This is a genomic window from Streptomyces glaucescens, from assembly GCF_000761215.1.
Taxonomy (GTDB): Bacteria; Actinomycetota; Actinomycetes; order Streptomycetales; family Streptomycetaceae; genus Streptomyces; species Streptomyces glaucescens_B.
The window spans coordinates 6,096,261-6,111,191 of the sequence record NZ_CP009438.1 but is presented as its reverse complement, the minus strand read 5'-3'; the positions used below and the strand labels follow the sequence as shown (position 1 = coordinate 6,111,191).

Annotated in this window: 16 protein-coding genes; 7 read left to right on the top strand and 9 right to left on the bottom strand. The window is 73.2% G+C overall.

What is annotated here, in order from left to right:
- The first annotated feature begins 14 nt into the window (after positions 1–14).
- Both SGLAU_RS26425 and SGLAU_RS26420 read left to right on the top strand, forming a co-directional pair.
- A complete protein-coding gene (locus tag SGLAU_RS26425) occupies positions 15–1,277 on the top strand; it encodes a VWA domain-containing protein (protein ID WP_043504997.1) in 1,263 nt (420 codons plus the stop codon).
- Complete coding sequence (locus tag SGLAU_RS26420; protein ID WP_043504996.1) at positions 1,277–2,089, top strand: hypothetical protein; 813 nt, start codon at positions 1,277–1,279, stop codon at positions 2,087–2,089. The genes SGLAU_RS26425 and SGLAU_RS26420 overlap by 1 nt, the downstream gene beginning before the upstream one ends.
- A 67-nt stretch (positions 2,090–2,156) precedes the next feature.
- Here SGLAU_RS26420 and SGLAU_RS26415 read toward each other — a convergent pair whose 3' ends face one another.
- Positions 2,157–2,780, bottom strand: a complete 624-nt coding sequence (locus SGLAU_RS26415; RefSeq protein ID WP_043504994.1) for a winged helix-turn-helix transcriptional regulator — start codon at positions 2,778–2,780, stop codon at positions 2,157–2,159.
- Positions 2,781–2,862: 82 nt separating this feature from the next.
- On the opposite strand from SGLAU_RS26415, the gene SGLAU_RS26410 reads away from it, so the two are divergent.
- The 5 genes from SGLAU_RS26410 to SGLAU_RS26390 all read left to right on the top strand — a co-directional run bounded on the left by SGLAU_RS26410 (position 2,863) and on the right by SGLAU_RS26390 (position 6,709).
- Positions 2,863–4,071 (top strand): pyridoxal phosphate-dependent aminotransferase, encoded by a 1,209-nt coding sequence (locus tag SGLAU_RS26410; protein ID WP_043504993.1) that lies wholly within the window; start codon positions 2,863–2,865, stop codon positions 4,069–4,071.
- A gap of 60 nt (positions 4,072–4,131) precedes the next feature.
- Positions 4,132–4,731: a histidine phosphatase family protein gene (locus tag SGLAU_RS26405; protein ID WP_043504991.1), complete on the top strand. Its 600-nt coding sequence runs from the start codon at positions 4,132–4,134 to the stop codon at positions 4,729–4,731.
- 47 nt (positions 4,732–4,778) lie between these two features.
- Positions 4,779–5,417, top strand: coding sequence for a hypothetical protein (locus SGLAU_RS26400; protein WP_043504990.1), 639 nt, complete (start codon positions 4,779–4,781; stop codon positions 5,415–5,417).
- A gap of 76 nt (positions 5,418–5,493) precedes the next feature.
- Positions 5,494–5,916, top strand: coding sequence for an acyl-CoA thioesterase (locus SGLAU_RS26395; RefSeq protein WP_043507067.1), 423 nt, complete (start codon positions 5,494–5,496; stop codon positions 5,914–5,916).
- A gap of 181 nt (positions 5,917–6,097) precedes the next feature.
- Positions 6,098–6,709: an exonuclease gene (locus SGLAU_RS26390; protein WP_043504989.1), complete on the top strand. Its 612-nt coding sequence runs from the start codon at positions 6,098–6,100 to the stop codon at positions 6,707–6,709.
- Here the strand turns inward: SGLAU_RS26390 and SGLAU_RS26385 are convergent.
- From SGLAU_RS26385 to SGLAU_RS26345, 8 genes are all read right to left on the bottom strand, one after another.
- Entirely contained in the window at positions 6,672–8,018 is a 1,347-nt protein-coding gene (locus SGLAU_RS26385; protein ID WP_052414145.1) for a nucleobase:cation symporter-2 family protein, read from the bottom strand. The genes SGLAU_RS26390 and SGLAU_RS26385 overlap by 38 nt on opposite strands.
- A gap of 391 nt (positions 8,019–8,409) precedes the next feature.
- On the bottom strand, positions 8,410–9,795 hold the full coding sequence (locus SGLAU_RS26380; RefSeq protein ID WP_043504987.1) for an 8-oxoguanine deaminase: 1,386 nt from the start codon (positions 9,793–9,795) through the stop codon (positions 8,410–8,412).
- Positions 9,796–9,863: 68 nt separating this feature from the next.
- Complete coding sequence (locus SGLAU_RS26375; RefSeq protein WP_043504986.1) at positions 9,864–11,276, bottom strand: nucleobase:cation symporter-2 family protein; 1,413 nt, start codon at positions 11,274–11,276, stop codon at positions 9,864–9,866.
- Between the two features lie 63 nt (positions 11,277–11,339).
- Positions 11,340–12,263, bottom strand: coding sequence for a factor-independent urate hydroxylase (gene pucL / locus SGLAU_RS26370; protein ID WP_043504985.1), 924 nt, complete (start codon positions 12,261–12,263; stop codon positions 11,340–11,342).
- 6 nt (positions 12,264–12,269) lie between these two features.
- A complete protein-coding gene (uraH, locus tag SGLAU_RS26365) occupies positions 12,270–12,683 on the bottom strand; it encodes a hydroxyisourate hydrolase (protein WP_043504983.1) in 414 nt (137 codons plus the stop codon).
- A gap of 4 nt (positions 12,684–12,687) precedes the next feature.
- The gene (uraD, locus tag SGLAU_RS26360; protein ID WP_043504982.1) at positions 12,688–13,200 is read right to left on the bottom strand and encodes a 2-oxo-4-hydroxy-4-carboxy-5-ureidoimidazoline decarboxylase; all 513 of its coding nucleotides are present in this window, start codon (positions 13,198–13,200) and stop codon (positions 12,688–12,690) included.
- Between the two features lie 1,106 nt (positions 13,201–14,306).
- Entirely contained in the window at positions 14,307–14,675 is a 369-nt protein-coding gene (locus tag SGLAU_RS26350) for a helix-turn-helix domain-containing protein (protein ID WP_043504979.1), read from the bottom strand.
- Positions 14,672–14,923, bottom strand: coding sequence for a thiamine-binding protein (locus tag SGLAU_RS26345; protein ID WP_043504978.1), 252 nt, complete (start codon positions 14,921–14,923; stop codon positions 14,672–14,674). The genes SGLAU_RS26350 and SGLAU_RS26345 overlap by 4 nt, the downstream gene beginning before the upstream one ends.
- Between the last annotated feature and the right edge of the window lie 8 nt (positions 14,924–14,931).

The window sequence follows — 14,931 nt, the reverse complement described above, 5'->3', positions numbered from 1 at the left end:
CATAAGATCCGCCGATGATCACAAGAAGACGGCTGGCGGCAGGGGCCGGGGCCCTGCTCGCCGTGCTGACGGCCGGGCTCGCCCGGCCGTCCACGGCGCTCGCCGACGAGACCACGGCCCGGCAGCCCAAGGTGAACCTGGTGCTGGACGTGAGCGGTTCGATGCGGGCCCGCGACATCGACGGCCAGTCCCGGATGGCGGCGGCCAAGCAGGCGTTCAACGAGGTGCTGGACGCCACGCCGGAGGACGTCCAGCTCGGCATCCGCACGCTGGGCGCCGACTACCCCGGCGACGACCGGAAGAGGGGCTGCCGGGACACCGCGCAGCTCTATCCGGTGGGCCCGCTGGACCGCACCGAGGCCAAGGCCGCCGTCGCCACCCTGGTGCCCACCGGCTGGACGCCGATCGGCCCGGCGCTGCTGAAGGCCGCCGACGACCTGGACGGCGGCACCGGCTCCAAGCGGATCGTGCTGATCAGCGACGGCGAGGACACCTGCGCCCCGCTCGACCCGTGCGAGGTGGCCCGCGAGATCGCCGCGAAGGGGATCGGGCTGACGATCGACACCCTCGGTCTGGTGCCCAACACCCGGATGCGGCAGCAGCTCAGCTGTATCGCGGAGGCCACCGGCGGCACCTACACTTCGGTCGAGCACACCGACGAACTCACCGACCGGGTCAACCAGTTGGTGGACCGGGCGGCGGACCCGGTGGTCACGCCGGTGGCCACCGAGGGCGGCGATGCGTGCGCTGAGGCGCCGACGCTGGAGTCCGGCCTGTACACCGACCGCGCGGAGTTCGGGCAGCAGCGCTGGTACCGGGTGGACGTACGGCCGGGCCAGGAGCTGCGCGCCTCGGTGAGCGTGTCCGCCGACCGCGCGGTGCGCCCCGACTACGGAGTGCTGCTGCGCGCGGTGACCGTGCACGGCCGGGAGATCGTGCGCGGCGAGGCGGCGGGCAACGGCCGTACGGACGTGATCTCCACGGGCCTGCGCTACCCCAAGCCCGAGACGGACGACGAGGACGCCCCGGCGGAGGCCGTCTGCCTCCAGGTGACCAGTTCCTTCTCCGCCGCCCCCGGGGTCGAGACGGCTCCCGGTCTGCCGCTGGAGCTGACCCTGGACGTGGTGGACGGGCCGAGCGACGCGGACGACGTCGCCGCCTTCGGCCTCGGACGCGGCTGGTGGCTGCTGGGCGCGCTGGTCCTCGCCGGGTTCCTCGCGGGTCTGCTGTGGGGCTGGGTGTCGCGCTGGCGGATCGCGGTCTGGAGGACCAACTGATGCGTATCTCCCGTATCCCGCGGGTCCCGCGGGTCTCGAAGGCGCTGGGCGCGGCGCTGCTGCTGCTCGGCCTGGCCGCCGGGCCCGCGGTGGCGGACGACGACCCGAAGGCGGAGTCCGTGCCGGCCGCGGCGGGCACCTCCTTCCGTACGGCGGCCGAGATCGGCCAGGGGCGGACCGCCACGGCGGAGGGCTCCGCGGGCGACTACCTGTACTGGTCGTTCCCGGCGGACGCCGGCCAGCGGCCCACCGTCCGGGCCACGGTGAAACTGCCGAAGGCGCACGCCGCGGAGACCTGGCAGCTCGACGTCTACGACGGTCTGCGCCGCCGTCAGGCCTGCCAGTGGGGGGCGCAGACGCGTACCGCCGCCGCGGACGCGGCGAGCGTCGAACTGGCCTGTGTGCTGCGCACGGTGCGAGCCTGGTCGGAGCCGTGGGCGAACGACCCGCTGCCCGGCACGTACTACGTGCGGCTCACCGCCGTGGGCCTGCCCACCGGCGACCTCGGCCTGCCGGTCGGCGCCGAGGTGCGGGTGGACGCCGACGACATGGGCGGTGCGGCGGCGGTGGACGGGCGGCTGGCCGAGCCGCTGGTGCCGGGAAGCGCGACGGCTGCCGCGGAGTCCGGGGAGGACGGCCCGGCGGCCGTGCTGTCGGGCATCGAGCCGGAGGACGGCTGGGCCTCCGGCTGGTGGTCCGACCGCTGGGTGTGGACGGCGGTGGGCGGGATGCTCGCCGCGCTGGCGGGCATCGGCGGGTACGCGCTGACGCGCGGCTCGGGACGGCCGGCGCGGGTGCCGCCGAACGCCTGACCCCGCCCGGGAGACCGACCACTTCCAGAAGGCCCGCGTCGCCGTGACGCGGGCCTTCGTCACCCCGTCACGCCGTCAGCCCCTTGGCGATCGGCCCGTCTCCGGTCACGGTGACCCGGCCGTCCCGCACCGCTTCGGCCAGGCTCAGTTCGCCGCGCGCGACGGCCGTGCAGGCGCCGGTGTCGAGGACGAGCCGCGCGTCGGGTTCGCCGGGGGCGGGCCCGTCGCCGTACAGGGGTCCGTCCTCCGCACCCGCGAACAGGTGGAACGTCCCTTCCTCCAGGCTCACTTCGACCAGTCCCCGGCCGTCCAGCGCCCGCAGCAGCGGCAGCGCGAACCAGTGGGCGCGCACCGCGTCGGTGGGCCGCCGCTCGCCGAGTTCGTCCTGCCCCCACGCGCCGAGGGCCTGGAGCACGGGCAGCAGCCGGCGTCCGCGCGGGGTGAGTTCGTAGACGTGGGCGGCGCCGGGCGGCGGCAGCCGGCGCCTGGTCGCCAGCCCGTCGCGCTCCATGTCCTTCAGCCGCGAGGCGAGGACGTCCGTGCTGACGCCGGGGAGATCCGCGTGCAGGTCGGTGTAGCGGCGGGGGCCGGCCAGCAGCTCACGGACGATCAGCAGGGTCCAGCGGTCGCCGACGACGTCGAGCGCGCGGGCGGCGGAGCAGTACTGGTCGTAGCTTCGGCGAGGTGGCATGCGACGCAGTCTAGACAAGTTGTTGGACTTTCCAAGCGGCCACTTGGTAAAACCAAGTGACACTGGTTACCTGGAGGGGCGCATGGAGTTCCGGCAGTCGAGCAAGCTCAGCGAGGTCTGTTACGAGATCCGCGGCCCGGTGATCGAGCACGCCGACGCACTGGAGGAGGCGGGCCACAGCGTGCTGCGCCTGAACACCGGCAACCCGGCCCTGTTCGGCTTCGAGGCGCCCGAGGAGATCCTCCAGGACATGATCCGGATGCTGCCGCGGGCGCACGGCTACACCGACTCGCGCGGCGTCCTCTCCGCCCGCCGCGCGGTCGCCCAGCGCTACCAGACGCTCGGCCTGGAGGTGGACGTCGACGACGTCTTCCTCGGCAACGGGGTCTCGGAGCTGGTGTCGATGGCCGTCCAGGCGCTGGTCGAGGACGGCGACGAGATCCTGATCCCCGCCCCGGACTTCCCGCTGTGGACGGCGGTGACGACCCTCGCCGGCGGCAGGGCGGTCCACTACCTGTGCGACGAGCAGGCCGAGTGGTACCCGGACCTCGCCGACATGGAGTCGAAGATCACCGACCGCACCAAGGCGGTCGTCGTCATCAACCCCAACAACCCCACCGGGGCGGTCTATCCCAAGGAGATCGTCGAGGGCATCCTCGACCTCGCGCGCCGGCACGGCCTGATGGTCCTCGCCGACGAGATCTACGACCGGATCCTCTACGACGACGCCGAACACCACTCGGCCGCCGCTCTCGCCCCCGACCTCGTGGTCCTCACCTTCTGCGGCCTGTCGAAGACCTACCGGGTGGCGGGCTTCCGCTCCGGCTGGCTGGTGGTGACGGGTCCGAAGCAGCACGCCAGGGACTACCTGGAGGGCCTCACCATGCTGGCCTCCATGCGGCTGTGCGCCAACGCCCCCGCCCAGTACGCCATCCAGGCGGCGCTCGGCGGCCGCCAGTCCATCACCGACCTCACCGCGCCCGGCGGGCGCCTGCGCGAACAGCGTGACGTGGCGTGGGAGAAGCTGAACGAGATCCCCGGCGTGTCCTGCGTGAAGCCCAAGGGCGCGCTGTACGCCTTCGCGCGCCTCGACCCCAAGGTGCACAGGATCCACGACGACGAGAAGTTCGTCCTCGACCTGCTCCTGCGCGAGAAGATCCAGGTCGTCCAGGGCACCGGCTTCAACTGGCCCGCCCCCGACCACTTCCGCATCCTCACCCTCCCGCACGCGGACGTCCTGGAGGCGGCGATCGGCCGGATCGGGCGGTTCCTGAGCGGATACCGGCAGTAGCGGCCGGGATCTTCCGGTCCCTGTGACCCGGCGTGGCCCCGCGCCTCGTAACCTGACCGCATGGGTGATCTCTTTCTGGTGCGGCACGGTGAGACCGAGTGGTCGCGGTCCGGGCGGCACACCGGGCTGACGGACGTTCCGCTGACCGAGCGCGGGCGGGAGGAGGCGCGGCGGCTGGTGCCGCTGGTGCGGTCGCACCGGATCGGGGCCGCGTTCGTCAGCCCCCTCCAGCGGGCCCGGGAGACGGCGGAGCTCATCGGACTGCACGAGGTGCGGGTGGACGCGGATCTGCGGGAGTGGGACTACGGCGCCTACGAGGGCGTCACCACCGTCGAGATCCAGCGGGAGCGGCCGGACTGGTTCCTGTTCCGCGACGGCGTCGCGCCGGGCCCGCCGGAGCATCCCGGGGAGTCGCCCGAGCAGGTCGGGGAGCGGGCGGACCGGATGCTGGCCAAGGTGGACGCCGCGCTCGCCAACACCGAGGGGGGTGTGGTGCTCGTCGCGCACGGGCACTTCCTGCGCGTGCTGACCGCGCGCCGGCTCGGCCTGCCCCCGGCGGACGGCGCGCTGTTCCAGCTGGCCACGGGCGCGCTGTGCCGGCTGAGCACCGAGCACGGGCGGCCGGTGGTCGCGGGCTGGAATGTCAGACCCCCGTCGTAGCCTTCGAAGCGGTGGGGCAGTGACCCAGCGCCGGGAAGGAGCACGCCGTGAGCCGACCGCCCTCCGCCGCGCAGCGGCGGGTGATCGACGCAGCCGATCCGGTCACCGGACGGCTGCGCGGGACCGAGGCCCAGCTCGCCGCGCTGGTCAGGCGCGGGCTCGCCTTCCGGCATCCGCGCCCGCCGCACGACCACTTCCTCACCCCGGCCGGGCACCGGCTGCGGGAGGCCGGGCCCGCGGCGCCTCCCCCGCCGCCGCGGTCCGCTCCGCCCGGGGAGGACAGCGGGGTGTTCGCGGCCCGGGTCGGCGGGGAGGAGGCGGCGCCGGACAGCGGGCCCGAGCGGCTGCGCGAGGTGCACAGCGCCTGGCAGGGGCTGCTGGAGCTGCGCCGGATGACCAACCCGGACGGCTCGGTGGACCGGCCGTGCGGCTGGGAGCGGAGCCACCTGGTGCGGGCCGCGGCGCTCGCCCTGGAGGCCGCCGGGCACCCGCCCGAGGGGCCGGACACACCGGGGTACCGGGTGCGCGCCACCCCGCAGCCGGAGGCCGTCGCCGTGCACGGACCGGACGGCACGCTGCTGCGGGCCTGCGCCCTCACCCTGGAGCGGGCGGGCTGGCAGACCGGCGAGCACACGGACCCGCGGACCAGGGCCCGGTACCTGCTGGCCTCGCCGCGGCGCGCGTGAGGGGCCGGGGAAGCGGAGGCGGGCGGGCGTGCGTGCCAGGATCAGTCGAACGAACGTCGACCAACAAGGGGACATGGTGAGCAAGCCGTATTCCGTGCCAGTGACCGTCCGCGGGTACGAGACCGACGCCCAGGGCCACCTGAACCAGGCGGTCTATCTCAACTACGCGGAGCACGCCCGCTGGTCCCTGCTGCAGGCGGCGGGCATCCGGCAGGCCGACCTCCAGGCCAAGGGGATGGGCCCGGTGGCGCTGGAGACGACCATCCGGTACCGGCGCGAGCTGCTCGCGGGCGACGAGGTCGAGGTGACCTGCGCGTTCGAGTGGGGCGTGGGCAAGACCTTCCGGATCCGGCAGAGCATCGTCAAGGCCGACGGCACGGTCGCCGCGGAGGTCGAGGCGCTCGGCGGACTGCTGGACCTGAAGGCCCGCACGCTGCTCCCCGAGCCCCGCGAACGCTTCAAGGAACTGGCCGCCGAACCGGCCCTGTTCGGTCTCTGACGGTCACGCGCGACGGCGGCCTCCCGGCGTCGGCGGTCTCATGGGCGTCCCGCCCGGAGCCCGCCGCACCGGCCGGCCGCCGCCGCACCGGCCGGCCGCCGTCGGCCCGGCCTCGCCGCACGTCGGCCCGGCCCGGAATACCGGGTGCGCGCGCAGCGGCCACCTGCGATGCTGCTGCGCCATGACAGCGCGACGCGGCAGGTCCAGCCTGTACATCTCGGTCGACATCGAGGCCGACGGCCCCATCCCCGGACCGTACTCCCTGCTCAGCCTGGGCGCGGCGGTCGCCGGGGTGCAGGACCAGGACGGGTTCACGCCCGCCGACCCGGAGCGGCGGACCTTCTACCGCGAACTGCGGCCGATCGGCGACGACTTCGTTCCCGAGGCGCTGGCGGTGAGCGGGCTGGACCGCGACCGGCTGCGCCGCGAGGGCCTCGACCCGGCGCTCGCGCTCGCGCAGTTCAGCCGCTGGGTGCGCGAGGTGAGCGCCGACGCGGGGGCCCAGCCGGTGATGTGCGGCTACCCGGCGTCGTACGACTGGACGTTCCTCTACTGGTATCTGATCCGCTTCACCGGCGACAGCCCGTTCGGGCACTCCGGCTGTCTGGACATGAAGACGCTGTACGCCACGAAGGCCGGGGTGCCGCTGAGGGCGGTCGCCAAGCGCGGCATGCCGCCCGCCCTGCTGCCACGGCGCCGCCACACCCATCATGCGCTGGACGACGCCGTGGAACAGGCGGAGTTGTTCGCCAACCTCATGAAGTGGCCGGGGCCCGGGTCGTCGCCCCGGTGATCTCCTCCCCCGCTTCCATCGGGTGGGTGACGTCCTGGTCGTCGTGGCCCTTGCCGAGGTGGTTGAAGACGAAGTTCAGCAGGACCGCGGCGACACAGCCGGTCGAGATCCCGGAGTCCAGCACGATCTTCGCGGTCTCCGGGAAGGCGTGGTAGAACTCCGGCGCGGTGATCGGGATGACGCCGACGGCCAGCGAGACCGCCACGATCAGCACGTTGTTGTCCTTGTCCAGGCCCGCGCGCACCAGGGTCTGGATGCCGCTCGCGGCGACCGAGCCGAACAGCACCACGCCCGCGCCGCCGAGGACCGGCCGGGGGACGACGGCGATGAGCGAGGCGGCGACCGGGCACAGGCCCATCAGCACCAGGAAGCCACCGCCGGCGGCGACGACGAACCGGCTGCGGATCCGGGTCATCGCGACCAGGCCGATGTTCTGCGCGAAGGCGCTGCACATGAAGCCGTTGAACAGGGGGCTGATCGCCGAGCCGAGCGTGTCGGCGCGCAGACCGGCCGCGATGGTCTTCTCGTCCGCGGGGCGGTCCACGATCTCGCCGAGGGCGAGCATGTCGGCGGTCGACTCGGTCATCGACACGACCATGACGACGCACAGGGACAGGATCGCGGCGAGCTGGAACTGCGGGGCGCCGAAGTGGAACGGCGTCGGGAAGCCGACGATGTCCGCGTCCGCGACGGGGCTGAAGTCGGTCACGCCGAGCGGGATCGCGATGAGCGTGCCCGCGACCAGGCCGAGCAGCACGGCGATCTGCTTGACGAACCCGCGGGTGAAGCGGCGCAGCAGCAGCACGATCAGCAGGGTGACCCCGGCCAGGCCCAGGTTGGTGGCGGAGCCGAAGTCGTCCGCGGTGGGACTGGACCCCTGCGCCCAGCCGAAGGCCACGGGGAGCAGCGAGATGCCGATCAGGGTGATCACGGTGCCGGTGACGACCGGCGGGAAGAAGCGGACCGCCTTGCTGAAGAAGGGGGACGCGAAGAAGCCGAGCACGCCGGCGACGATGACCGCGCCGAAGATGACGGGCAGCGCGTCCGACTTGTCGTCGGTGGAGGCGACGATCGCGGTCATGGGGGCGACACCGGCGAAGGTGACGCCGTTGACGAACGGCAGCCGGGCGCCGATCTTCCAGACGCCGAGGGTCTGCAGGAAGGTGGCGAGACCCGCGGTGAAGAGGCAGGCGCCGGTGAGGAAGGTGAGTTCGGTGCCGGACAGGCCGATGGCGGCGCCGACGATCAGGGGCGGGGCGACGACCCCCGCGTACATGGCGGCCACGTGCTGGAGACCGGTGGTCGCCATCTTCAGGGGCGGGAGTTTCTCGTCGACGGGGTGCACGCCGGAGCGTGCGCCGGTCTCCTCGGCCGGGTCCTTCGCGGGTGTGGGCGGTACGGCATCGGGCTGAGCGGCCACGGCGGCTCCTCCGGTCGGTGACGCGTCGGCTCTGACGCGGTTGCAGGGAGGTGGTGCGTTGGGCAGGCGGTCCCTCCCTGCTCGAACGCGGACGAGAGCTCGGGGAGGGACCATTGGTCGTGCGGGACCGTTGGGGGGTGGCGCGGGAGACGGGTGTGAAAGGTGACCGTTCCGGGGCGCGTGCGTCCACACGCGCCCCGGAACGGCTGCCGTGGATCCCGCTCGGATCCACGGGTCCCGGCCGGGAGCCGTCCCTCTCGGCCGGGAGTTCTCGGGAACGTCAGCCCTGTGCGGCGATGCGCGCCAGGCGCTGGGCCTCCTCGCGGGTGGAGCGGGCGACGGCGTCCTCGTCGACGGCGACCAGACGGCCCCGGTCGACGATCTGCCGGCCGTTCACGAAGGAGGCGGTGACCGGGGCCGCGGCACCGAGGACCAGGGCTGTCACCGGGTCGGCGATGGAGGCGTGGGCGAGGGTGTCCATCTTCCACAGCACCACGTCGGCCAGCTTGCCCGGCTCCAGGGAGCCGATCTGCTCGGCCCGGCCGAGGACCCGCGCGCCGCCGTGGGTGCCGAGGCGCAGCACCTGGCGGGCCGTCAGCGCCGCTTCCCGGTGCGCGCCGAGGCGGTTGATCAGCAGGGCGTTGCGCAGTTCGGTGTGGAGTTCGCCGGACTCGTTGGAGGCGGTGCCGTCCACGCCGAGGCCGACCGGGACGCCCGCCTTCAGCAGGTCGGGGACGCGGGCGATGCCGGCGGCGAGGCGGGCGTTGGACGACGGGCAGTGGGCGACACCGGTCTTCGTGCGGGCGAAGGCGGCGATGTCGGAGTCGGACATGTGGACGCAGTGCGCCATCCACACGTCCTCGCCGAGCCAGCCGGTGGACTCGAAGTACTCGGTCGGCCCCATGCCGAACAGCTCGTGGCAGAACTTCTCCTCCTCCACCGTCTCGGAGCCGTGGGTGTGCAGCCGTACGCCGAGGCGGCGCGCCAGCTCGGCGCCCTCGCGCATGAGTTCGGTGGAGACGGAGAACGGCGAGCAGGGGGCGACCGCGACCTGGGTCATGGCGTCGAAGGAGGCGTCGTGGTGCTCCCGCACGGTCTCCTCGGTGGCGGCGAGCGCGCCCTCCAGCGTCTCGACGGCGAAGTCCGGGGGCAGGCCGCCGTCCTTCTCGCCCCGGTCCATCGAGCCGCGGGCCAGCGTGAACCGTACGCCCGTCTCGGCGGCGGCCCGGATGATCGAGCCGGACAGGTCGCCGCAGCCCCGCGGGAAGACGTAGTGGTGGTCCATGGCGGTGGTGACACCGCCGCGGGCCATCATGGCGAGGGAGCCCTGCGCGGCGGCGTACGTCATCCGCTCGTCGATGCGCGCCCACGTCGGGTACAGCGCGACGAGCCAGTCGAACAGGTTGTGGTCGGTGGCCAGGCCCCGGGTGAGCCACTGGTAGAAGTGATGGTGGGTGTTGACCAGACCGGGGGTGGCCAGGTGGCCGCTCGCGTCGATCCGGCGGGCCACGTTCTCCAGCCCCTCGGGGGCCCTGCCCGCGCCGACCGACTCGATGCGGTTGCCGGCGAGGACCAGGTGCCCGGAGGCGTACTCGGTGCCGGCCGCGTCCACGGTGGCGATCGCGCAGTTCTCGATGACGACGCGCTGGGCTGCCGGTGGTGCCATGGATCTTCCTTGTCTCTCGGTGGCGGCCGTGGACGGCGGGGTGTCCACGGGGAGGGCACGGCAGGACCCTAGGAGGATTTGAGTGCCGGAGCCGGTTGCCCGGCCCGGGTGCCGAGATGGTGGAAGAACAGGTTGAGGGTGACCGCGGCGAGCGCGCCGGCGCTGATCCCGGAGCCCAGCACGGTCTGCGCCCAGGCCGGGAAGCCGGCGTAGAAGGTGGGGGCGGCCAGCGGGATGATGCCGGCGCCGAGCGCGACGGCCACCAGGATGATGTTGGAGCTGTCGTCCAGGCCCGCCTCGGCCAGGGTGCGGATGCCGCTGACGGCGATCGAGCCGAACAGGACGATCCCCGCGCCGCCGAGGACCGGCATGGGAACCAGCGAGACGACCGCGCCGAGCACCGGGAAGGCGCCCAGGACCAGCAGGGTGGCGCCGGCGACGGCGACGACGTACCGGCTGCGCACCCAGGTGAGCGAGACGACACCGACGTTCTGCGCGAAGGCGGAGGTGGGGAAGCCGCCGAAGACCGGGCCGACGAGGGTGGCGATGCCGTCGGTGCGCAGGCCGCGGGTGATGGTCCTCGCGTCCGCGCGGCGGTCGCAGATCTCGCCCAGGGCGAGCATGCCGGCGGACGACTCGGTCATCAGCACCAGCATCACGATGCACAGCGACAGGATCGCCGCGGGGTGGAACTCGGGCGCGCCGAAGGCGAACGGGGCGGGCAGCGCGGCGACCGGCGCGGACGTGAGGGCCCGGAAGTCGGCCATGCCGAGGGGGACGGCGGCCAGGGTGCCCACGAGCAGGCCGACGAGCAGGGCGACCTGCTTGAGGAAGCCGCGGCCGAAGCGCTGCACGAGGAGGATGACGGCGAGGGTGAATCCGGCGAGCGCCAGGTGCCTCATGGCGCCGAAGTCGGCGGCGGTCGCGTCGCCGCCCTGCGCCCAGCCCACCGGGACGGGCATCAGCGTGACACCGATCAGGGTGATCACCACGCCGGTGACCAGGGGCGGGAAGAAGCGCAGCAGCCGGCCGAAGAACGGCCCGACCGCCAGGCAGAAGACACCGGCGGCCATCACCGCGCCGTAGACGGCGGGGAGTTGGCGCCCGGGGTCGCTGGTCTCCGCGATGGCGAGGATCGGGGCGATGCCGGCCGAGGAGGCGGCGTTGACGAAGGGCAGCCGGTTGCCGACGAAGCCCTTGACGCCGATGGTCTGGACGATGGTCGCGATGCCCGCGATGAGCAGCGACGCGGCGATCAGCCGGGTGCGGGCCGCGAGGTCGAGGCCGCAGGCCTGGCCGATGATGAGCGGAGGAGTGACGACGCCCGCGTACATGGCGGCGATGTGCTGGAGCGCGGCGGGGACGAGCCGCGAGGGGTGGAGCTTCTCGTCCACCGGGTGCACGGACGTGACGGCGTCCTCGGTGTGCACCGGCGGGGTGGAACAGGAGCCTTTCGCCGGCTCCCTTGCAGGCTGTGCCATGGTGTTCCCTCCGGTGTCGCGGGCCCCCGGCCCGGTGGCGGGACCGGGGGCGCGCGTCCCGCGTCAGAGGTTGGTCATGTCGACCGGGATACGGGCCTCGCAGCCGTCCCGCAGGATGGTGGCCTCGATCAGGCCGTAGGGGCGGTCCGCGGCGAAGTACACCTCGTTGTCGTTCTTCAGCCCGAACGGCTCCAGGTCCACCAGGAAGTGGTGCTTGTTCGGGAGGGAGAAGCGGACCTCGTCGATCTCGCTGCGGTTGTTGATGATCCGCGCGCCCATCTGGTACAGCGTCTGCTGGAGCGAGAGCGAGTAGGTCTCCGCGAAGGCCTGGAGCATGTGCTTTTTGACCTGCTCGTAGGACTTCTCCCAGTTGGGCATCTTCTGCTCGTCGTCGCTCCAGTTGAACCGCCAGCGGCCGGAGACCTGCGTGGCCAGGATGCGGTCGTACGCCTCCTGGAGGGTCGTGTACTTGTCCTTGACGTAGCCCCAGAACTCGGAGTTGGTCGAGTTCATCACGATCAGGTCCTTCAGGCCGGAGACGACCTCCCAGTTCTCACCGTCGAAGGTGATCTGGGTGAGGCGGGTCTCCTGCCCCTTGCGCACGAAGGAGTGCTTGACCTCGTCGGCGCCGATGAACTTGCTGTTGGCGTCGGAGGTCTCGATCCGCTCCCAGGCGTACTCCTCGATGCGGATCCGCGCCCGGTGGATCGGCTCCTGGCTGGTGACGAAGTGCCGGGCGAGGTGGATGCCGAACTGCTCGGCGGACTCGATGCCGTACTCCTTGGCGAACGCGTACACCGTGTTCTTGGTGGTGTCGGTCGGCAGGCAGTTGGCGTTCGAGCCGGAGTAGTGCACGTCCTCCATGTCGCCGCTCAGGGCCACGGAGACGTTCAGGTCCTTGATGTGGTGGGTGGCGCCGTCCCGCGTGATCTTTACGACTCGGTTCTCGGCCTTGCCGTACTGGTTCTGTCCCAGGATCGTGGGCATTGTCTGCTAGCTCCCTCGGTAAACGGAGTAGCCGAACGGGTTGAGCAGCAGCGGCACGTGGTAGTGCTCGCCCGGTACGACGGCGAACGTGATCGCCACCTCCGGGAAGAACACCGCGGCACCGCTGTCCCGGTTCGCGGGGGCGTCCTGCTGCGCATCGGCTTGCTTCTTCTCGAAGTACGGCTCGACGGCGAAGTCGAGCCGCACGTGGGTCGTCCCCTCCGGCAGCGCCGGAAGGTCCTTGCACCGGCCGTCGGCGTCGGTCACCGATCCGCCGAGCGCCTGCCAGTCCCCTCCCTGCCCGTCATGGGCGGACCCCCCGCTGCGCGCGGAGAGGTGGACGGCGACGCCCTCGGCGGGGCGGCCGACGGAGGTGTCCAGGATGTGCGTGGACACGGAGGCGGTGCTGCTGGTGCTCATGGTGTCAGGCGTCCTCTTCGACGAGTCGGGCCAGGCGGATGCGGTTGATCTTCCCCAGTTCCGAGCGGACGATCTCCCGCTCCCGCTCCGGCGTGTTGCCGATCCGCTCCTTGACCGCGTCCCGCATCTGCTCGCCGGTCCGGCCGGTGGCGCAGATCAGGAAGACGTGGCCGAACTTCTCCTGGTAGGCCAGGTTCAGTTCGAGCATCTCCGCCTTGAGTTCCCCGGAGGCGCCGGCCATGCCGCGCTGCTCGCGGGCGGAGGTCGGGTCGCCGGGCTTGGGGCGGCCGATCGGCGGGTGCCCGGCCATCGCCTCCGCGAGGTCCTCTGCGGACAGCTCGGCCATCGCGGCGTCGCTGGCCGTGTACAGGTCCTCGGCCGAGGCGTAGGGTCGGGCGGCGAGCAGCCGCTTCGCCCAGGCGGTGGAGGCGCACGCCTCGTGGAGTGCGGCGAAGGCCGCGGGCTCCTCCAGGTCGTTGAACCGGGCCAGACCCGGCGGCGTGGAAGTGGAAGTCACGGGAGCCTCCGTGGCCGTGTCGGCCTTCGTGCTGAACGGGCTGCGGATAGCTAACTTCGTCCGAAACACCGCGTCAACAGTTTGTTGAAAATTCGGGGTGAGGAAACGGAGAAGACCGGAGCCGCCGCACAGCGGGCCCCGTCGCACGCCCCCCCCCGCCCTCCCGCCGGCGGCCCTGATGCCCGACGCGCGAGCACGGGGCCGTGCCCGGACGGGCGAGGCCGGGGCCCGCGAGGCCGCACGCGTTCGGCCGGGCGCCAGGACAGGGGTGCGTCGGGTCGCCGCGACAGCGAACGGCCCGGCGGCCGAAGCGGTTCACTCCCTCAGCGTGCCACTCCCGCCCGCGGACCCACCGACGGAGCCGGCAGCCCCGCGGCGCCGCCACGCGGGCAACGGCCGGCACCTCGCCGGAAGCGGCAGCAGCGAGCCGCGCCGAAGCCACGGGCACGGCCCGCGACAGGCCCTCCGCGCCCGGAGAGCCGGCCTCCCGCAGGCGTGCGACCGGCCGATCCGCGGCGCCAGCACACGGGCACCGCTGCCGGCACGGCGGCAGCGAGCAGCCCAGGCCGCGGCGGCTCACCCGCAGGCGTGGGGAGTCCCGGACCGCCGTAACCGGCTCCCGGGACGCACCCCGCGGCGGCTCACCCGCAGGCGTGGGCAGTCCCGGACCGCCGTAACCGGCTCCCGGGACGCACCCCGCGGCGGCTCACCCGCAGGCGTGGGGAGTCCCGGACCGCCGTAACCGGCTCCCGGGACGCACGAGCCCGGCGCGCCGTCCGCGACGGGGCGCGGACGGCGGCCGGGCACCTCCCGGACGCCGCGGCGGCGAGCGGCCTCGAGACCGCGGCACCCCGCCGTGCCGTCCAAGGAACCCTCCCCGGACCGCGGCGCCGCCCCGCGGGCCGGAACCGCGGCGACGGAGCCCGGAGGCCAACGCCCCGGCGCCGCCTGGGCATTCTCCGGGCCGCACCCGGCACGACACCGCTTCCGGGGCACCGTCGTCCGCCCGGGCGCCGGCCGGCGGCGGCCCTCCGGGCGCCGCCCGAAACCCGGCCCCCGGGGCGCCACCCGGGCTCCGTCGTGCCCGACTGCGCGACCCGGGCCGGTCAGGCCCCCTTCTCGCGGTTGAGGTAGTTGTAGACCGTGAAGCGGCTGACGCCGAGGGCGCCGGCCACGGTTTCCACGCCGTGCCGGACGGCGAAGGCGCCCCGCGCCTCCAGCGTCCGGACGACCTCCTGCTTGGCCTTGCGGTCCAGTTCGGCGAGCGGCTTGCCCCGCTTGCGCTCCATGGCGGCCAGGATGTGGTCGAGGGAGTCCGCGAGCTGCGGCAGGCGGACGGCGACCACGTCGGCGCCCTCCCAGGAGAGCACCACGTCGTCCGGACCGGCCTCGTCCGGCGGCAGCATGTCGCCGCCGATGGCGTCGATCAGCGGCTTCACGGCCGCGATGAAGGGCTCGTCACCGGCCCCGGTCACCGCTCGCCCTCCCCGACCACGTTGACCTGGAGCGAGACCCGCGTGGCGCCGGCCTGCAGGGCCTTGCGCAGCAGGGCGTCGACGGCGGTCAGGACCCGGTCGGCGCCGCCTTCCGCGGTGTTGCCGAAGGGGCCGACGTCCACCTCGTCCAGTCCGGCCGCCTCGATGACCTCGCGGGCCACCAGCGCGTGCGCGGGTGCTTCGTCCAGGTCGAAGGGCTCGGTCGTGAATTCCACTCGCAGTCGCACGCGCTCAA